We start from the raw sequence: 17,290 nt of genomic DNA, 5'->3' as shown, positions 1-17,290 counted from the left end.
ACATGTTAGAGATTCACGGCTTAACAGGGGGCTATGATAAAAAAGAAATTGTTCGAGATGTGAGCTTTTCATTACAGAAGGGGCGAATGCTCGGCATTTTAGGGCCAAATGGTAGCGGGAAATCGACGCTTTTAAAAATGATTAGTGGCATTTTACCGCTAACTGCCGGTGATATTTTAATCGATAACAAGCCTCGAACAAGCTACAAACAAAAGGAATTAGCTCGCAAGATGGCCGTGCTACCACAGCTTCATGCTCATGCTTTTTCCCATACCGTCGCGGAAACAGTCGCGCTTGGGCGTTACCCGCATCAAAGCGGCTTATTTTCACAGTGGTCAGCAGAAGATGAGGCAGCGACAACGGAGGCAATGACTCAAACGGGTGTCGCAAAGTACCGCGATGAGGAGCTGGAATATTTATCAGGCGGCGAGCAGCAACGGACCTTTATTGCACAGGCACTTGCCCAGCAGGCGGAGCTTTTACTGCTAGATGAGCCGACAAATCATTTAGATTTAGAACATCAACGTCAAATTATGGACATGCTAAAGCATGAGGTAGCAACGCGACAGTTAACGGTTGTGTCGATTTTTCATGATATGAATTTAGCGGCGTTGTACTGCGATGAGCTTCTATTACTAGAAAATGGACGCGTACGCGCATACGGTGCGCCTGCGGAAGTCTTGACTGAAGACGAGATTGCACAAGTGTATCATACGGCGGTCGCACGCTTTGCACATCCACAGCTAGCGACGCCGCAAATGGCACTGCTGCCGAATATTGAAATAGCACAAAATCGCGTGACGCTCGAGCAGTTCCGAGTGGAAAATGAATTTGTTCATTTAAAGGCTACAAAACCGCTTCGTACATTATCTGCGGCACTGCATAATCCGGGTTTTGGCTGGTTCCGTCATTTTTTAAATCGCACTGTCGATGCGCAGTATATGTGTGATGATGCACATGCAGAAATGAAAAATTATATTAAAAATCATCATTTACCAATTGAGCAAACCGTTGCGATGATGACAGCGGTAGATGTAAAGCATGCGGTGATTCGCCGTTATAAAGAGGAAGACCATGAAATCTTTGTGATGGTCACAGCCGGTGTCGGCAATGCTGTCGATGCGGCACGCGGCCATTTACATGCGGAGCCACAGCGTGTTGGCACGATTAATTTATGGGTCATTATCAATGGGGTATTAAGTGATGAATCATTCATGCAGGCGATGATGACGACCATTGAGGCGAAAGTAAAGGCGATGCAAGATGGCGAAATTTATGATACCCAAACAGGGACGATTGCGACGGGAACATCAACAGATAGTGTGCTAATTGCTTCAACGCAAAGCGGGCAAAATTATGAGTATGCGGGAACGATTACAGACATCGGCAAATTAATTGGTCGTGGTGTGTATGAAACGATGATTATTGCGCTAGATGACTATAAGCGTGCGAAAGGGTGGATTCAATGATTTTGAATCATCTTATCGCCTGCGTTATCGGTGTAATCATCGACCGCATTTACGGTGAGCCACGCTATATAAAGCATCCTGTTATTTTAATTGGGAATTTCATTGCATGGTTAACGAAAAAGTTAAATCACGGCAATCAGCGTAAAGTAAAAGGAGCGATGGCAGCGGTGATGACGATTGTTGTGACGACGCTCATCGCTTTTTTCATTGTCTATGGTAGCTATCAGCTGCATGTATTTTTAGGTGTCGCAGCCGAAAGTATATTAATAGCACTTGGGCTTGCGCAGAAAAGCTTAAAGCAGGCGGCACAAGATGTCTATAAGCCACTCGTTGCCGGTGATTTAGACGAGGCGCGTACGAAGCTTGGCTGGATTGTCGGACGTGATACCAAGCATTTAGATGAAGCCAATATTACGCGAGGTGTTGTCGAAACCGTTTCTGAAAATACGAGTGATGGCGTGACAGCGCCGCTATTTTACGCCTTATTATTTGGGGCCACTGGTCTATGGTGCTACAAGGCCATTAACACATTAGATTCGATGATTGCCTATAAAAATGAGACATACAGAGACTTCGGATTTTTTGCGGCGAAAGTCGATGATATCGCCAACTTTATCCCAAGCCGAATTACTGGATTTTTACTATTAATTGTTACGAAAAATCATTATGGTTTACCGTTTAAAGAAAGATTCCAGAAGTGGCATGTGGACGCAAAAAAACATCCAAGTCCCAATAGTGGTTATTTAGAAGCGGCAACAGCCTATCAGCTAGGCATTCAATTAGGTGGTTTAAATTACTATGGTGGCATCGCTTCTCATCGTCAGGAGATGGGCGAGCCGCATGTTGTATTATCAGCAAAACATATTGATGAGGCGGTTGTACAAATGCAGGTGACAACAATCGCATTTTTATTGATTGGCATCATGATAGGAGGAATTTTCATTGTTACCTAATCACGGAGCAAATCCACAACAAGTATATGAGGCAATGAATTTGAAGGAACCTGAGACGTTAATTGATTTCAGTGAAAATGTGAATCATTTACCGTTTCCGTTAAATTTAGATATCGATAAACTATTGCCGGTCATTACGGCGTATCCCCATCCAGATGGCGAACCATTTTTAAGTGCAGTGGCGGCGTATCATGGGATTGAGAAAGAGGCGATTTTACTTGGCAACGGCGCGGCAGAAATTTTTGCGTTGCTTGGGAATGTATTAGCGAATAAACGGGTGCTTGTCGTGCATCCGACCTTTTCTGAATACGAGGCGACGCTTGCACCGCATCATGTTGAATTTGAGCGTGTGCTTGTTGAGGACATCGCTACGTATCAATTACCGATGAAGACCTTACAGGAAAAAATCCCATATGCTTCCGCAATTTATTTATGTACGCCAAATAATCCGACTGGTGTGCTACCACCGCGTGAGGAGATTCAGCAAATGATTGACTGGGCACAGAGAACAGCGACACTTGTTGTGCTCGATGAAGCATTTTTAGATTGGATTGGGGAGGAGCACACATTTATTACAGATGCACCTAACTATGATCATGTGCTTGTCGTCCGGTCGATGACAAAAATGTATAAAATGCCGGGGTTACGTCTAGGCTATGCGGTAGGCAATGCGTCGCTTATTCGCTCGCTAGCACGATTTGCATCACACTGGCATATTAACGGTGTCGCAAGTGCACTTGGTGCCGAAATGCTTAAATTACATAATTACCGAGAAAAATCAATTCGTGAAGTAGCGGTTTCACGTGAAACATTACGCACGTTTTTAGAGGGACAGGGCTGTGTTGTGACGAATAGCCAAACGAATTATATGAGTTTTCAGCTTGCGGAAGTTGAAAAAAGCGAGGCATTTTATCACTTTATGCTAGCGCGTGGGCTTGTGCTACGTCATTCGAAAAATTTCCGAGGAATGGATGGCTCATGGTTCCGCGTTGGTATCAAGGCGCGCCCACAAATGGAAGCCTTTGAACAGGGGATGATTGCATGGAGCCAGCAGTAGCACCCCTTATTTTTATAACCGGTGGCGTGCGTAGCGGCAAAAGTCATTTTGCAGAAGCGCTAACAAAGCAATTATGTGAGCCAACGCATCAACTCGTATACATTGCGACCGGTGTAGCATTTGATGATGAAATGGCGCGACGCATTGCGCATCATCAACAGCTTCGCGCTGGTGAGGGCTGGCAAACAATTGAGCATCCGACTAATTTTTCGACACTGCCACCACATATCCCAGACAATGCGGTTGTACTCTGGGACTGTGCGACGACATGGCTTGGCAATGAGTGCTATGACGATAATGCGTGGCAGGACCAAGCGAGGTTGCAGGCTCGAATTGAGGCGATGAAGGAGGCTCTTTGGACACTTCGCAAAAGGGGCATTCCACTCGTCATCGTTTCAAATGAGATGCTTGATTCGCCGGTTCCACATTATGATGAAACGCGTGTCTATACGCAAACGCTTGGTGAATTGCATCAATGGTTTGCGGCGGAGGCAACGATTGCGATTGAAATGGAATATGGCTATAAAAAAATATGGAAGGGGGCAGACGTTTTTGAAAACTATTTTAGCTAGTGTATTGCTGACTTTTCAGTTTTTTACGATTGTGCCAGTAACTAAAAATATCGATTTGAATCATAAAACGGTAACGGGCATGTTTCAGTTTTTACCGTGGCTAGGTGCCTTTATGGGAGCAGTTGTTGCGCTTATTTTTGAAGGCTTGCAGCTAACAAATAGCAGTTCGCTTCTAATTGGCTTCCTGATGGCGATGGCCTTTATTATTTGGACGGGTGGGCTTCATTTAGATGGCTTTACAGATATGGGCGACGCGTATTTTTCGTATCAGGATGTGAAGAAGCGTCAGGAAATTTTAGATGACCCGCGCGTTGGTGCCTTTGGTGCAATGGCGCTGTTATTTTTAGTGCTGACGAAGATTATCTTTTTGACAGAGCTCGTAACACAAGGCATCCTCGCAAGCTATTGGCTGATTTTCGTGCCTTTTTTAGCGCGCACAGCACTCGGCTTTTACCTTGTATGGACGAAGCCATCAAAAGATAAGGGCATCGGCTTTTTCTTCCGCACACATATTCACTTAACGCAGTATTTACTGTTTACCGTAGTGTCATTACTTATCGGCACAGCGCTCATTATGTACTGGGCACACACATGGATTCCGGCAGTACTTGTCGGCATTACACTAATCGCTGTAGTATGTTATAAAATGTGGACGAAGAAAAACTTTGGCGGAGCATCTGGTGATTTATACGGTGCATTCATCGAGGGAACGGAGGCGCTGTTATGGATTACGCTGTTGTGCTTGAGTTAGTACGTCATGCGAGAACGCCAGGGAATATCGCGCATCGCTATGTTGGCTGGACAGATGAATCGATTGCGGAGACATCACTTCCTATTTTAAATGACACCATTTCACAAGTGATTTGCAGTGATTTAAAACGTACAGTTGAAACGGCTGCGCAGTATTTTCCACAGGCGAAACCGTATTGTATTGCGGCATTTCGTGAAAGTCATTTTGGCGATTTTGAGATGAAAACGTATGAGCAATTAAAAAATAATGAGGCGTATCGCAACTGGATTAATAGGCCGGAGCAATTAGCGCCGCCAAATGGAGAAACACTGGTATCGCTTTATCGCCGCGTACGAGCGGGTATGGAACAACTAGAGGCGAAGCGGCATCAATATGCGGTGCTGCATGGTGGCACGATTCGTGCGATCCTTGTGCAATTTGGGCCAAAGCCAAGTGCCTTTTGGGATTGGCAAGTAGGGCATGACACACGCTTTGTACTCGCATGGGCGACGCGTCAGGCTTTTGAGGAGGGACAACGATGCACATCATTATCGGTGGCGCCTTTAATGGCAAACGAGCCTACGTCAAACAATTAATTGATGCGACGTGGTATGAGCGAGAACTACCTGAAAAGGTCGCGGGCAATATAGTTCTTGCTAACATAGAAGGAATTTTACAGGCGCATCTCGAAGAAGAAGAGGAGCAAGTTGCGTCCGATATTGCTGAAAAAATCCGTTTACTCGATGCACAAAGCGACGAGTTGGTTGTCATTTTAACGGATATGGGACGCGGTGTTGTACCGCTTGAAAAAGAACAACGCCAATTACGTGATACATGTGGTCGATTGTATCAATTGCTTTTTAAAGAGGCGACGACGATTACGCGTATTTGGTATGGCATTCCAGAAATTTTAAAAAAGGGGCTGGCACAATGAACATTTATACACGTACAGGGGATAAAGGGAAAACGAGCATTATCGGAGGACGCGTTGATAAAGATGATTTCCGCGTAGAAGCATATGGCACAATTGATGAATTAAATGCGATTATCGGGAAGGCAATGACGGAATTAGACGCAGAAAAATTTAAGGATTTATTAGATGATTTAGAAAAAATCCAAAATGAATTATTTGATGGTGGCGGCGATTTAGCGAATGTTATGAAAGAGCGCCATTATAAATTAGCAGACGAGCCGATTGAAGAGATGGAAGCGCGTATCGATGTGTTAATGAGCGAGGCACCAGAGCTTCAAAAATTTGTCTTGCCAGGGGGTTCACCAGCAGCAGCAACCTTACACATCGCACGCACAGTGACACGTCGCGCAGAGCGTCTGACAGTGACACTACTAAAAAATGCCGAAGAGGGCGATGTATCACCTGTTGTACAGCGCTATTTAAACCGTCTATCAGACTATTTATTCGCAGCAGCACTTGTTGTGAATGCACGTCTTGGTGTACCAAACAATGAGTATGTTCGTAGTGCAAATGTGTTTACGACTAGTAAGAAAAAGGACAAAAAGTAATATTACATGTAGATGTCGATGTACATCTATCCATAAAAGTAAAATTCATTTTGTAGTAAAATATTCCAATAAAACCACAAAAAAGATATAAGGTATCACATAACGTGCATACCTTATATCTTTTTTTAATATTGTTTTTAAAGAAAAATATGTATTTTTACGAAAAAATAAAACATATTGCGGAAAATTATTGACTGAGTGATGATTCATAAAGTAGAATATTACTAATTCCAAATGTAACCAAATACTATACAAAAAGGAAAATCAGTCTTTAGGGGGGAAAAGGCATGAGTCCATTATTAATCGCAAACTGGATTTTGGCGATTCTAGTTATCGCGTATGGTGTGTATTTATTTGCATACCTAATTAAGACAAGAATCGAATTCATTAAGATGGGTAAGAAAGAGGAATTCGATCACAATGTGAAAGAGCGCCTGAATAAAATTTGGGTGTTTGTGTTTGGACAAAAGAAACTGTTGAAGGATAAGAAGAGTGGTATTCTTCACGTTATGATGTTCTACGGTTTCATTTTAGTTCAATTTGGTGCAATCGATTTTATCTGGAAAGGTTTAGCACCAGGATCACATTTACCTCTTGGACCGTTATATCCATATTTTACGTTCTTCCAAGAGCTCGTTACACTAATGATTTTAGTATCGGTAATCGGCGCATTCTACCGTCGATACATTGAAAAACTTGTCCGTTTAAAACGCGGTCTAAAAGCGGGGCTTGTGCTCATTTTTATCGGATCACTAATGGTTTCTGTATTAGTTGGTAACGGTATGGGCCTCATTTGGCACGGTGAAACGACTTGGGTATGGACGGAACCAGTTGCATCTGCAATTGCCGCAATATTCTCATTCTTACCACAAGCCGCAGCAATCACAGTATTTTATATTATGTGGTGGATTCACTTATTAGTGCTTCTAACATTCTTAGTATATGTTCCACAATCAAAACACGCGCACTTAATCGCAGGACCGGCGAATGTATATTTAAATCCATTAACGCCTCCAGGGAAGCTAAAACCAATCGACTTCAGCGCATTTGAAGAAGATGATGAGGCAGAAGGCGAAGAAGAAGTCGAAGCGTCATTTGGTGTTGGTAAAATTACCGATTTCACTGACTTACAGCTCGTCGACTTATACGCTTGTGTGGAATGTGGTCGTTGTACAAACATGTGTCCCGCAACAGGCACAGGTAAAATGTTATCACCAATGGATTTGATGACAAAATTACGTGACCACTTAACATTTACAGGCGCGGTACAAACACAGCAAAAGCCGTGGGTACCAAGCTTTATTTTCAACAATGCAAAAGGCAATCAATTAGCAGCTGCAGCGGGCGCTGAAGGTGCAGTAATTGAAGATATTTATAGCCCGTCATTAATCGGCGATGTTATCACAGAGGAAGAAATTTGGGCATGTACAACTTGCCGTAACTGTGAGGACCAATGTCCGGTAATGAACGAGCACGTAGAAAAAATTATCGACCTACGTCGTTACTTAACGATGACAGAAGGTAAAGTAAACTCGGATGCACAGCGCGCAATGAACAATATCGAGCGTCAAGGGAATCCATGGGGTATCAACCGTAAGCAAAAAGAAGAATGGCGCGAAGCTCGTCCAGAACTTCACATCCCAACTGTGAAAGAAGCTCAAAAAGCTGGCGAAGAATTTGAATACTTATTCTGGGTAGGGTCAATGGGATCATTCGATAACCGTTCACAAAAAATCGCCTTATCATTTGCTCATCTGTTAAATGAAGCAGGCGTGAAGTTCGCAATTTTAGGTAACAAAGAGAAAAACTCTGGTGATACACCACGTCGTTTAGGTAATGAGTTCTTATACCAAGAGCTTGTTGAAGCGAATATTAAAGAGTTTGATAAAGCAGAAGTGAAGAAGATTATTACAATCGATCCACATGCGTATAACACGTTCAAAAATGAGTACTCTGACTTCGGCTGGAGTGGTGAAGTTTATCACCATACAGAGTTCTTATTCAAATTATTACAAGAAGGTCGTATTAAGCCGCAACATGCAGTAAACGAAAAAATCGTTTTCCATGATTCATGTTACTTAGGCCGTTACAACAATGTATACGATGCACCGCGTGAAATCTTAAAAGCGATTCCAGGTGTAGAGCTTGTTGAAATGGAACGTAATCGTGACGAGGCAATGTGCTGTGGCGCTGGTGGTGGTCTGATGTGGATGGAAGAGCATGTCGGCAACCGTATCAATGTCGCGCGTACAGAGCAAGCACTTGCAACAAATCCAACGGTAATTTCAGCTGGTTGTCCATATTGCTTAACGATGTTATCAGATGGTACGAAGGCGAAAGAGGTAGAGGATTCTGTTGGCACATACGACGTAGCAGAATTACTAGAAAAATCGATTTTCGGTGATGCACCACCTGCTGCTGAAGAACCTGTAGCAGCGGGCGTAGAAGAAGCAAGCTTATTAAATTAATCGTTAGGGAAAACGTGGGATTCCGCGTTTTTCTTCTGTCCGTTTCATGATTTAGGTCCAACTTTATTCTAAGTAAAGAGGTGTTGAATAGTGAAATCAGTCATTGTAGCAGGAGCAAGAACACCATTCGGTAAATTCGGAGGTGCACTTAGTAGTTTAACGGCGAGCGACTTAGGTGGTATCGCCATTAAAGGTGCACTTGAGCAAACGAATATTAAACCGGAAGAAGTCGACGAAGTAATCGTGGGGACGGTACTTCAAGCGGGGCAAGGTCAAATCCCGTCACGACAAGCAGCGCATAAAGCAGGCATTCCGTATACGGTAAAGACCGAGACAATCAACAAAGTATGTGCGTCAGGTCTACGCAGTATTACGTTAGCAGACCAACTGATTCGCTTAGGTGACGAGCGCATTATCGTTGCTGGTGGTATGGAGTCGATGTCCAATGCACCGTACTACTTACCACAAGGACGCTGGGGATTACGTATGGGAGATGGCAAGCTAGTCGATGGCGTGCTTCACGATGGCCTAACCTGTGCATTCCATCCGGATCATGTGCATATGGGTGTTTACGGCAATGAGACAGCAGATAAGTTTACGATTACGCGCGAGCAGCAAGATGCATTTGCGGCGCGTAGTCAGCAGCTTGCTGTGAAGTCGATTGAGGCCGGTATTTTCGCGGAAGAAATCGTTCCTGTAACGATTCCACAGCGTAAGGGTGAGCCCGTCGTTGTCGATACAGACGAAGCACCACGTAAAGGGACAACAGCGGAGTCACTGGCGAAGCTGAAGCCCGCATTTGGCAAGGATGGCACAGTGACAGCCGGCAATGCACCAGGGATTAATGATGGTGCAGCGGCCGTTGTCGTTGTCGCAGAGGACGAGGCACAAAAGCGAGGGCTTGAACCATTAGCAACTGTTATTGGTCATGCAGAAATCGCAATTGAGCCGGAGCGCTTCCCAGAAACACCGGGCCTAATCATTGAAACAATTCTTAAAAAGACAGGCAAGACATTAGAAGATATTGCATTATTTGAACTAAATGAAGCCTTCTCAGTCGTGGCATTAACAGCGAATAAACTTGCGGGTCTCGACCCTGAAAAGGTGAATGTCAATGGAGGCGCAGTTGCGCTTGGGCATCCAATTGGCGCTAGTGGAGCGCGCATCGTGCTAACACTCGCAAAAGAATTAAAGCGTCGCGGTGGCGGTATCGGCATCGCAGCGATTTGTTCGGGTGGCGGACAAGGAGACGCCATCATGATTGAAGTAGCACCATAGATTTGTGTTCGAGCTTGCATTGAAGATTAAGGTTAGAACACGCTGCAAAATTAGTTATTTAGAAATAGGGGGAAAACAACATGCAATTCAAATTATCAGATGAACACGAAATGTTACGTAAGATGGTACGCGACTTCGCCGTAAATGAAGTGGCACCAACAGCAGCAGAGCGCGACGAAGAAGCACGTTTTGATCGCGAGATTTTCGATAAGATGGCAGAGCTTGGCTTAACAGGTATTCCATGGCCTGAAGAGTACGGTGGTGCAGGTATGGACTTTTTAGCATACTGTATCGCAGTTGAAGAGTTAGCACGCGTTTGTGGCTCAACAGCTGTTACGTTATCAGCTCATACATCATTAGCAGGTTGGCCTGTTTTCAAATTTGGTACTGAAGAGCAAAAGCAAAAATACTTACGCCCGATGGCTGAAGGTGCAAAAATTGGCGCGTATTGCTTAACAGAATCAGGTTCAGGTAGTGATGCAGGTGGTATGAAAACAATCGCAACGAAAGATGGCGATGACTATATCTTAAATGGCTCGAAAATCTTCATCACAAACGGTGGGGTAGCAGATATTTATATCGTAATTGCACTACTAGACCCGAAAGATCGTCGTAGTACAACAGCATTCATCGTTGAATCGGATTTCGAAGGCTTCAAAGTAGGGAAAGAAGAGCACAAAATGGGTATTCGTGCATCTGCTACTACGGAAATCATCTTCGAAAATTGCCGTGTGCCAAAAGAAAATATTCTTGGCGCTGAAGGTGAAGGATTCAAAGTTGCAATGAAAACATTAGATGGCGGCCGTAACGGTATCGCAGCACAAGCTGTTGGTATCGCACAAGGCGCACTTGATGCAGCAGTAGAATATGCTGGTCAACGTGTTCAATTTGGTAAACCAATTTCTGCAAACCAAGGCATTAGCTTTAAACTAGCAGATATGGCGACAGCAATCGAAGCTTCTCGTCTATTAACTTACCAAGCAGCGTGGTTAGAAACGGAAGGACTACCATACGGTCAAGCGTCAGCAATGGCGAAATTGATGGCTGGGGATACAGCAATGAACGTAACGACTGAAGCGGTTCAAGTATTCGGTGGCTACGGGTATACAAAAGAATATCCTGTGGAACGTTTCATGCGTGATGCAAAAATCACTCAAATTTATGAAGGTACACAAGAAATTCAACGTATGGTTATTGCGCGTGGTTTAGAAAATACGCGTCCATTACAAAAAGCATAATTTTGATAGTACAGATATGATTCATGTTGAGGCTATTCGTTAGTTGTATTCGATCCTATAGAGAACATTTTCTATAAAGAGAGGACGCATCAGCGGGTAGTCTCTTTTTTTACTAAAAGGGGGAGTTCTATTATGGAAGCAACGGTATACCAAGCGAAAAATGCATTACGTTTTGTGACAGCATCAAGTTTATTCGATGGGCATGACGCCACAATTAATATTATGCGTCGTATTTTGCAAGCAAGCGGTGCAGAAGTCATTCACCTAGGGCATAATCGTTCTGTAGAAGAAATTGTCGATGCAGCGATTCAAGAGGACGCACAAGGGATTGCGGTCTCTTCTTATCAAGGTGGTCACGTCGAATACTTTAAATATATTTATGACTTACTGAAAGAAAAAGGCGCTGAGCATATTCAAATCTTTGGCGGAGGTGGCGGGGTTATTTTACCGTCCGAGGCGAAGGAGCTTCACGCATATGGTGTCAATCATCTGTTCTCACCAGAGGATGGGCGCACATTAGGCCTTCAAGGTATGATTAATTTAATGCTTGAAAACAGTGATTTCAAAACGGTTGAGCAAGAAGATGTGTCCCTGCTTGATGCTATGTCACCAGATAATCAACTAGCGCTTGCAAAGGCGATTACGATTGCTGAAAATAAAGCGTCTGAGGAATTTATGGCGGAGGCACGCAGACGTTCAAAAAACACACCAGTTTTAGGTATTACAGGTACAGGTGGTGCAGGTAAGAGCTCTCTCACAGATGAATTAATTCGTCGCTTCTTACAAGAACTACCAGATGTACGTATTGCGATTGTGTCGATTGACCCGACAAAGCAAAAAACAGGCGGGGCCTTACTTGGTGACCGTATTCGCATGAATGCCATTTTTAATAATCGTATTTATATGCGCTCACTGGCAACGCGTGAGTCACACTCAGAGATTTCAGATAATCTCGATGATGTATTAGACGTAGTGAAGGCAGCTGGCTTTGATTTAATTATCGTAGAAACGAGCGGTATTGGTCAGGGGGATGCGGCCATTACAAAAGTATCGGATTTATCGATGTATGTGATGACGAGTGAATTTGGTGCGCCAACACAGCTAGAAAAAATCGATATGATTGATTTTGCCGATTTGATTGTCATCAATAAATTTGAGCGTAAAGGGTCAGAGGATGCGATGACGCATGTGAAAAAACAATATCAGCGTAGTCATAATCGCTTCAATGAATCACCAGACGATATGCCCGTCTATGGTACAATTGCGAGTCAATTTAACGACAAGGGAACGAATTCATTATTTGCGGCACTGTTGCATGTGCTACGTGATAAAGCAGGTCTTAACTGGGAAACATCTTATAGTGAATTTGTAAAAACGCAAAAGGACCATGTTATTATCCCGAATGACCGCCGCTATTATTTACGTGAAATTACCGATACGGTACGTGGCTACAAAAAGACAACCGCACAGCAGGTCGATATTGCGCGTAAAATCTTCCAGCTAGAGGGTGCGATTTCATTAGTGGATGATGCACCGACACAAGCGATTTTAACGGAAAAATTGAAAGCGCTTCAAATTGAACTGACACCACAATCGAAGAAGATTTTAGATAACTGGGAGGCGCTAAAAGAAAGCTACTCAGGGGATGTTATGGTGACAAAAGTACGTGATAAGGAAATTCGCACGATTTTAGTGAGCGAGTCTTTATCGGGTACAAAAATTCCGAAAATCGTCCTACCAAAAATGAAGGACTACGGCGAAATTTTACAGTTTGCGTATAGCGAAAACGTACCAGGCTCGTTCCCGTATACAGCAGGCGTATTCCCATTCAAGCGTCAGGGAGAAGATCCAAAACGTCAATTCGCAGGTGAAGGCACACCAGAGCGTACGAATAAACGCTTCCACTATTTATCAGCGGGCGATGATGCCAAACGTTTATCAACGGCCTTTGACTCGGTGACGCTTTACGGAGAGGACCCGAATGAGCGCCCAGATATTTACGGGAAAATTGGTGAATCAGGCGTGAGTGTTTGTACGCTAGAGGATATGAAAAAGCTGTATGCCGGTTTTGATTTATGTGCACCGTCAACATCGGTATCGATGACAATTAACGGACCAGCGCCGATTATTTTAGCGATGTTTTTAAACACAGCGATTGATCAGCAGGTGACGCAGAAGGAAGCAGAGCTTGGACGTGGGCTTACAGAAGAAGAACATGCAGCGGTAAAAGCAGAAACCTTACATGTCGTGCGTGGTACGGTACAAGCGGATATTTTAAAAGAAGACCAAGGGCAAAATACATGTATTTTCTCGACAGAGTTTGCACTACGTATGATGGGCGATATTCAGCAATACTTCATCGACCACGATGTACGTAATTATTACTCAGTGTCGATTTCTGGCTACCATATTGCAGAAGCAGGTGCGAATCCAATTTCACAACTAGCGTTCACGTTATCAAATGGCTTCACATTTGTGGAATACTATTTAAGCCGTGGTATGAATATTGATGACTTTGCGCCGAATCTATCGTTCTTCTTCTCAAATGGCTTAGACCCAGAATATACAGTGATTGGCCGTGTGGCACGTCGTATTTGGGCAGTTGCGATGCGTGATAAATACGGTGCGAATGAGCGTAGTCAAAAATTGAAATATCATGTACAAACGTCAGGTCGTAGCCTCCATGCACAGGAAATTGATTTTAATGATATTCGTACGACGCTGCAAGCATTAATGGCACTGCAAGATCAATGTAACTCACTGCATACAAACGCATACGATGAAGCGATTACAACACCGACTGAAGAGTCTGTTCGCCGCGCGATGGCCATTCAGTTAATTATTACGAAAGAGCATGGCCTCTCAAAAAATGAAAATCCATTACAAGGTTCCTATATTATTGATGAGTTAACGACATTAGTGGAAGAAGCGGTACTTGCAGAATTTGACCGTATTGATGACCGTGGTGGCGTGCTTGGCGCAATGGAGACGCAGTATCAGCGTGCAAAAATTCAAGAAGAATCAATGTACTATGAGCATTTGAAACATTCTGGTGAGCTACCAATTATCGGTGTGAACACGTACTTAAATCCAAATGCCAATGATGAAGAATTATTCGATAATATGGAGATTGCGCGTGCATCGACAGAAGAAAAAACAACGCAAATTGTGAACTTACGTAAATTCCAAGCGAAGCATGAAGGGAAATCTGCTGAAATGCTGAAACGTCTGCAAGAAGTTGCGAAATCAGGAAATAATATTTTTGATGAGTTAATGGAGACGGTTAAATACGCAAGTTTGGGACAAATCACAAATGCTTTATATGAAGTTGGCGGTAAATATCGTCGAAATATGTAATAAAAGAAGGTTCATAGACGTGTTTTTATGGTTTTTTCTGTATAATATAGGGAAAAGCTATGCTGAGGAGCACCAAGGTATATGGAGAGAATCATACACTATTTAATTATAATCGCTTGCGCCATTGCGACGTATTTGTTGTATAATAAACAATTGGGCGCGATTCCACTTTTAATTTTAGCCCTATATTTATTTTACTACGTTTATCGTAGTGTCAAACGTCAGAAAAAAGACAATTGAATGTGGCGTAACAGAGCACAATATGTATATAATAATTAGTATGTTTAAGTAGAGAAAGGACGTGCACGAATTGAACCTTCGTGATTTAACATCAGAACAATTAACCCAAGAATCATTAATTAACTTAGCACATCGTATTTTAGTTGAAAAAGGCCAAGCGATTCCATTTAACGAAATTACTGACCAAATTATTGCTTTAGGCGCGCGTACAGAAGCGCAACTAAAAGAGGCAATCGTACAATTCTATACAGATATGAACATCGACGGTCGTTTCCTAGTATTAGGTGAAAGCCGCTGGGGTCTACGTGAATGGTACGCAATTGACCAAGTTGAAGAAGAAACTGCTCCAACTGTAAAAGTTCACGACCATGAAGATGAAGAAATTGATTTAGAAATCGACAAAGATGACGACGAAGAATTAGTGTTAGAAGATAACGAAAATGACTTCGACGATGAATCAGATGACGATCTTGATCGCGATTTAAACGAAGACGAAGAGGACGACGAATTAGCTGGCCTTGACGTTGTTGAAGAAGACATCGATTTAGACGATGAAGACGATTTAGACTACGAAGACGAAGAGGACGAAGACGAAAAATAATCTTCACTCTTGACATTAAATAACAAAACGTTTAACCTTTTATATGGGCTCCTTAAAAAAGGAGTATGACCGTGTAAATTCACGCTCCCCCTGCAATTAGTTGCGGGCGGAGCGTTTTTTTGTTTTTTCTAAAGGTATTTTTAGTGCTTTGGGAAAGAAAGAATTACTGAGGAGGAATTATTTTGACTAAATATATTTTCGTAACAGGCGGCGTTGTATCATCACTTGGTAAAGGGATCACTGCAGCATCACTTGGCCGTTTATTAAAAAACCGTGGCCTAGAAATCACAACACAAAAATTTGACCCGTACATCAATATTGACCCAGGGACAATGAGCCCGTATCAACATGGGGAAGTATTCGTTACAGATGACGGCGCAGAAACGGACTTAGACTTAGGTCACTATGAACGTTTCATCGACATTAACTTAGGCAAACATTCAACGGTCACTTCTGGTCGCGTATACGCCTCAGTATTACGTAAAGAACGTCGCGGTGATTACAATGGTGGTACGGTACAAGTTATTCCTCATATCACAAATGAAATCAAAGACCGTATCCAACGCGCAGGCCGTGAAACAAATGCGGATGTCGTGATTACGGAAATCGGCGGTACGGTTGGTGATATCGAATCACTACCATTTTTAGAAGCAATTCGCCAATTAAAACGTGATCTAGGTAGTGACAACGTGCTTTACCTACACTGTACACTTGTACCGTATATCGCAGCGTCAGGCGAATTAAAAACAAAACCAACACAGCACTCAGTAAAAGAATTACGTTCGTTAGGGATTCAACCAAACGTACTAGTATTACGTTCGGACCGTTCTGTACCACAGGGCATGAAAGATAAAATCGCGTTATTCTGTGACGTCGAATCAAATGAAGTCGTGGAATGTGTCGATGCAGAAAGCTTGTACGATATTCCATTAGCACTTCAAGCACAAGGGTTAGATTCAATCGTACTTGACCACTTCGGTATCCAAGCACCAGCTGCTGATATGACCGAATGGAAAGCACTTGTGGAACGCGTGAAAAACCTTTCGAAAACAACAAAAATCGCACTTGTTGGGAAATATGTTGAGCTGCAAGATGCGTACATCTCTGTAGCAGAAGCATTAAAACACGCAGGCTACGCGCATGATACCGATATCGATATCGACTGGATCAATGCGGAACACATCAACGCTGAAAATGTGAACGAATTACTGTCAGATGTAGACGGCATCCTTGTACCAGGTGGCTTCGGTGACCGTGGTGTCGAAGGGAAAATTGAAGCAATCAAATTTGCGCGTGAAAACAATGTACCATTCTTAGGTATTTGTTTAGGGATGCAAATGGCGGCCGTTGAATTTGCACGAAATGTTCTAGGCTTAGAAGGCGCGCACTCAACGGAGTTGGCTGAAACGCAATACCCAATCATCGACTTATTACCAGACCAAGAAGACGTAGAAGATCTTGGCGGGACATTACGTCTTGGCTTATACCCATGTAAATTAAAAGAAGGCTCTCGCGCACGTGAAATCTATGCAGAAGATTTAGTGTACGAACGTCACCGTCACCGTTATGAATTCAATAATGAATACCGTGAAGCAATGGAAGCAGCTGGTCTTGTCTTCTCAGGCTTATCACCAGATGGCCGTTTAGCAGAAATCATTGAGCTACCAGAAAAAGACTTCTTCGTGGCGGCACAATTCCACCCAGAATTCGTGTCACGTCCACAACGTCCACAACCGTTATTCCGTGACTTCATTGGTGCTTCTGTAAAATAATCGGTACTAGTAAATGAGGGCTACCTCTTGAGGA

General features: G+C 43.3%; 14 protein-coding genes. All 14 read left to right on the top strand.

Going from position 1 to position 17,290, the window contains the following annotated elements:
* Positions 1-2 precede the first annotated feature (2 nt).
* Entirely contained in the window at positions 3-1,469 is a 1,467-nt protein-coding gene (locus QI30_RS12325; protein WP_126990953.1) for an adenosylcobinamide amidohydrolase, read from the top strand.
* Complete coding sequence (cbiB, locus tag QI30_RS12320) at positions 1,466-2,422, top strand: adenosylcobinamide-phosphate synthase CbiB (protein WP_126990952.1); 957 nt, start codon at positions 1,466-1,468, stop codon at positions 2,420-2,422. The genes QI30_RS12325 and cbiB overlap by 4 nt, the downstream gene beginning before the upstream one ends.
* Positions 2,412-3,479 carry a pyridoxal phosphate-dependent aminotransferase gene (locus tag QI30_RS12315; RefSeq protein ID WP_126990951.1) on the top strand — a complete coding sequence of 356 codons (1,068 nt, stop codon included), beginning with the start codon at positions 2,412-2,414 and terminating at the stop codon, positions 3,477-3,479. The genes cbiB and QI30_RS12315 overlap by 11 nt, the downstream gene beginning before the upstream one ends.
* Entirely contained in the window at positions 3,464-4,051 is a 588-nt protein-coding gene (locus QI30_RS12310) for a bifunctional adenosylcobinamide kinase/adenosylcobinamide-phosphate guanylyltransferase (RefSeq protein ID WP_126990950.1), read from the top strand. The genes QI30_RS12315 and QI30_RS12310 overlap by 16 nt, the downstream gene beginning before the upstream one ends.
* A complete protein-coding gene (gene cobS / locus QI30_RS12305; protein WP_233600575.1) occupies positions 4,032-4,802 on the top strand; it encodes an adenosylcobinamide-GDP ribazoletransferase in 771 nt (256 codons plus the stop codon). The genes QI30_RS12310 and cobS overlap by 20 nt, the downstream gene beginning before the upstream one ends.
* Positions 4,775-5,377, top strand: coding sequence for a histidine phosphatase family protein (locus QI30_RS12300; protein ID WP_126990949.1), 603 nt, complete (start codon positions 4,775-4,777; stop codon positions 5,375-5,377). Before cobS ends, QI30_RS12300 begins: the two co-directional genes overlap by 28 nt.
* Positions 5,320-5,715 (top strand): bifunctional adenosylcobinamide kinase/adenosylcobinamide-phosphate guanylyltransferase, encoded by a 396-nt coding sequence (locus QI30_RS12295; RefSeq protein ID WP_020189069.1) that lies wholly within the window; start codon positions 5,320-5,322, stop codon positions 5,713-5,715. The genes QI30_RS12300 and QI30_RS12295 overlap by 58 nt, the downstream gene beginning before the upstream one ends.
* Positions 5,712-6,302 (top strand): cob(I)yrinic acid a,c-diamide adenosyltransferase, encoded by a 591-nt coding sequence (locus tag QI30_RS12290; RefSeq protein ID WP_126990948.1) that lies wholly within the window; start codon positions 5,712-5,714, stop codon positions 6,300-6,302. Before QI30_RS12295 ends, QI30_RS12290 begins: the two co-directional genes overlap by 4 nt.
* A gap of 287 nt (positions 6,303-6,589) precedes the next feature.
* The gene (locus QI30_RS12285) at positions 6,590-8,770 is read left to right on the top strand and encodes a (Fe-S)-binding protein (protein WP_126990947.1); all 2,181 of its coding nucleotides are present in this window, start codon (positions 6,590-6,592) and stop codon (positions 8,768-8,770) included.
* An 87-nt stretch (positions 8,771-8,857) separates the two neighbouring features.
* Positions 8,858-10,048, top strand: a complete 1,191-nt coding sequence (locus tag QI30_RS12280) for an acetyl-CoA C-acetyltransferase (RefSeq protein WP_044527189.1) — start codon at positions 8,858-8,860, stop codon at positions 10,046-10,048.
* An 80-nt stretch (positions 10,049-10,128) separates the two neighbouring features.
* Positions 10,129-11,286 (top strand): acyl-CoA dehydrogenase, encoded by a 1,158-nt coding sequence (locus tag QI30_RS12275; RefSeq protein ID WP_020189073.1) that lies wholly within the window; start codon positions 10,129-10,131, stop codon positions 11,284-11,286.
* A 132-nt stretch (positions 11,287-11,418) separates the two neighbouring features.
* Positions 11,419-14,643 (top strand): fused isobutyryl-CoA mutase/GTPase IcmF, encoded by a 3,225-nt coding sequence (icmF, locus tag QI30_RS12270; RefSeq protein ID WP_126990946.1) that lies wholly within the window; start codon positions 11,419-11,421, stop codon positions 14,641-14,643.
* Between the two features lie 301 nt (positions 14,644-14,944).
* Positions 14,945-15,484: a DNA-directed RNA polymerase subunit delta gene (gene rpoE, locus QI30_RS12265; protein WP_126990945.1), complete on the top strand. Its 540-nt coding sequence runs from the start codon at positions 14,945-14,947 to the stop codon at positions 15,482-15,484.
* Positions 15,485-15,666: 182 nt separating this feature from the next.
* Positions 15,667-17,256 carry a CTP synthase gene (locus tag QI30_RS12260; protein ID WP_126990944.1) on the top strand — a complete coding sequence of 530 codons (1,590 nt, stop codon included), beginning with the start codon at positions 15,667-15,669 and terminating at the stop codon, positions 17,254-17,256.
* The last annotated feature ends 34 nt before the right edge of the window (positions 17,257-17,290 follow it).

The organism is Candidatus Kurthia intestinigallinarum, from assembly GCF_003991225.1.
Lineage (GTDB): Bacteria > Bacillota > Bacilli > Bacillales_A > Planococcaceae > Kurthia > Kurthia populi.
Note: the sequence above shows the minus strand (reverse complement) of the source record. Positions and strands in the feature narration are given on the sequence as shown.

Excerpts from the sequence above, each read along its gene's own strand:
- QI30_RS12325 (WP_126990953.1), top strand. The coding sequence starts at position 3 with ATGTTAGAGATTCACGGCTTAACAGGGGGCTATGATAAAAAAGAAATT.
- QI30_RS12285 (WP_126990947.1), top strand. The coding sequence starts at position 6,590 with ATGAGTCCATTATTAATCGCAAACTGGATTTTGGCGATTCTAGTTATC.
- QI30_RS12290 (WP_126990948.1), top strand. The coding sequence starts at position 5,712 with ATGAACATTTATACACGTACAGGGGATAAAGGGAAAACGAGCATTATC.
- QI30_RS12275 (WP_020189073.1), top strand. The coding sequence starts at position 10,129 with ATGCAATTCAAATTATCAGATGAACACGAAATGTTACGTAAGATGGTA.
- QI30_RS12300 (WP_126990949.1), top strand. The coding sequence starts at position 4,775 with ATGGATTACGCTGTTGTGCTTGAGTTAGTACGTCATGCGAGAACGCCA.
- cbiB (WP_126990952.1), top strand. The coding sequence starts at position 1,466 with ATGATTTTGAATCATCTTATCGCCTGCGTTATCGGTGTAATCATCGAC.
- QI30_RS12295 (WP_020189069.1), top strand. The coding sequence starts at position 5,320 with ATGCACATCATTATCGGTGGCGCCTTTAATGGCAAACGAGCCTACGTC.
- icmF (WP_126990946.1), top strand. The coding sequence starts at position 11,419 with ATGGAAGCAACGGTATACCAAGCGAAAAATGCATTACGTTTTGTGACA.
- QI30_RS12310 (WP_126990950.1), top strand. The coding sequence starts at position 3,464 with ATGGAGCCAGCAGTAGCACCCCTTATTTTTATAACCGGTGGCGTGCGT.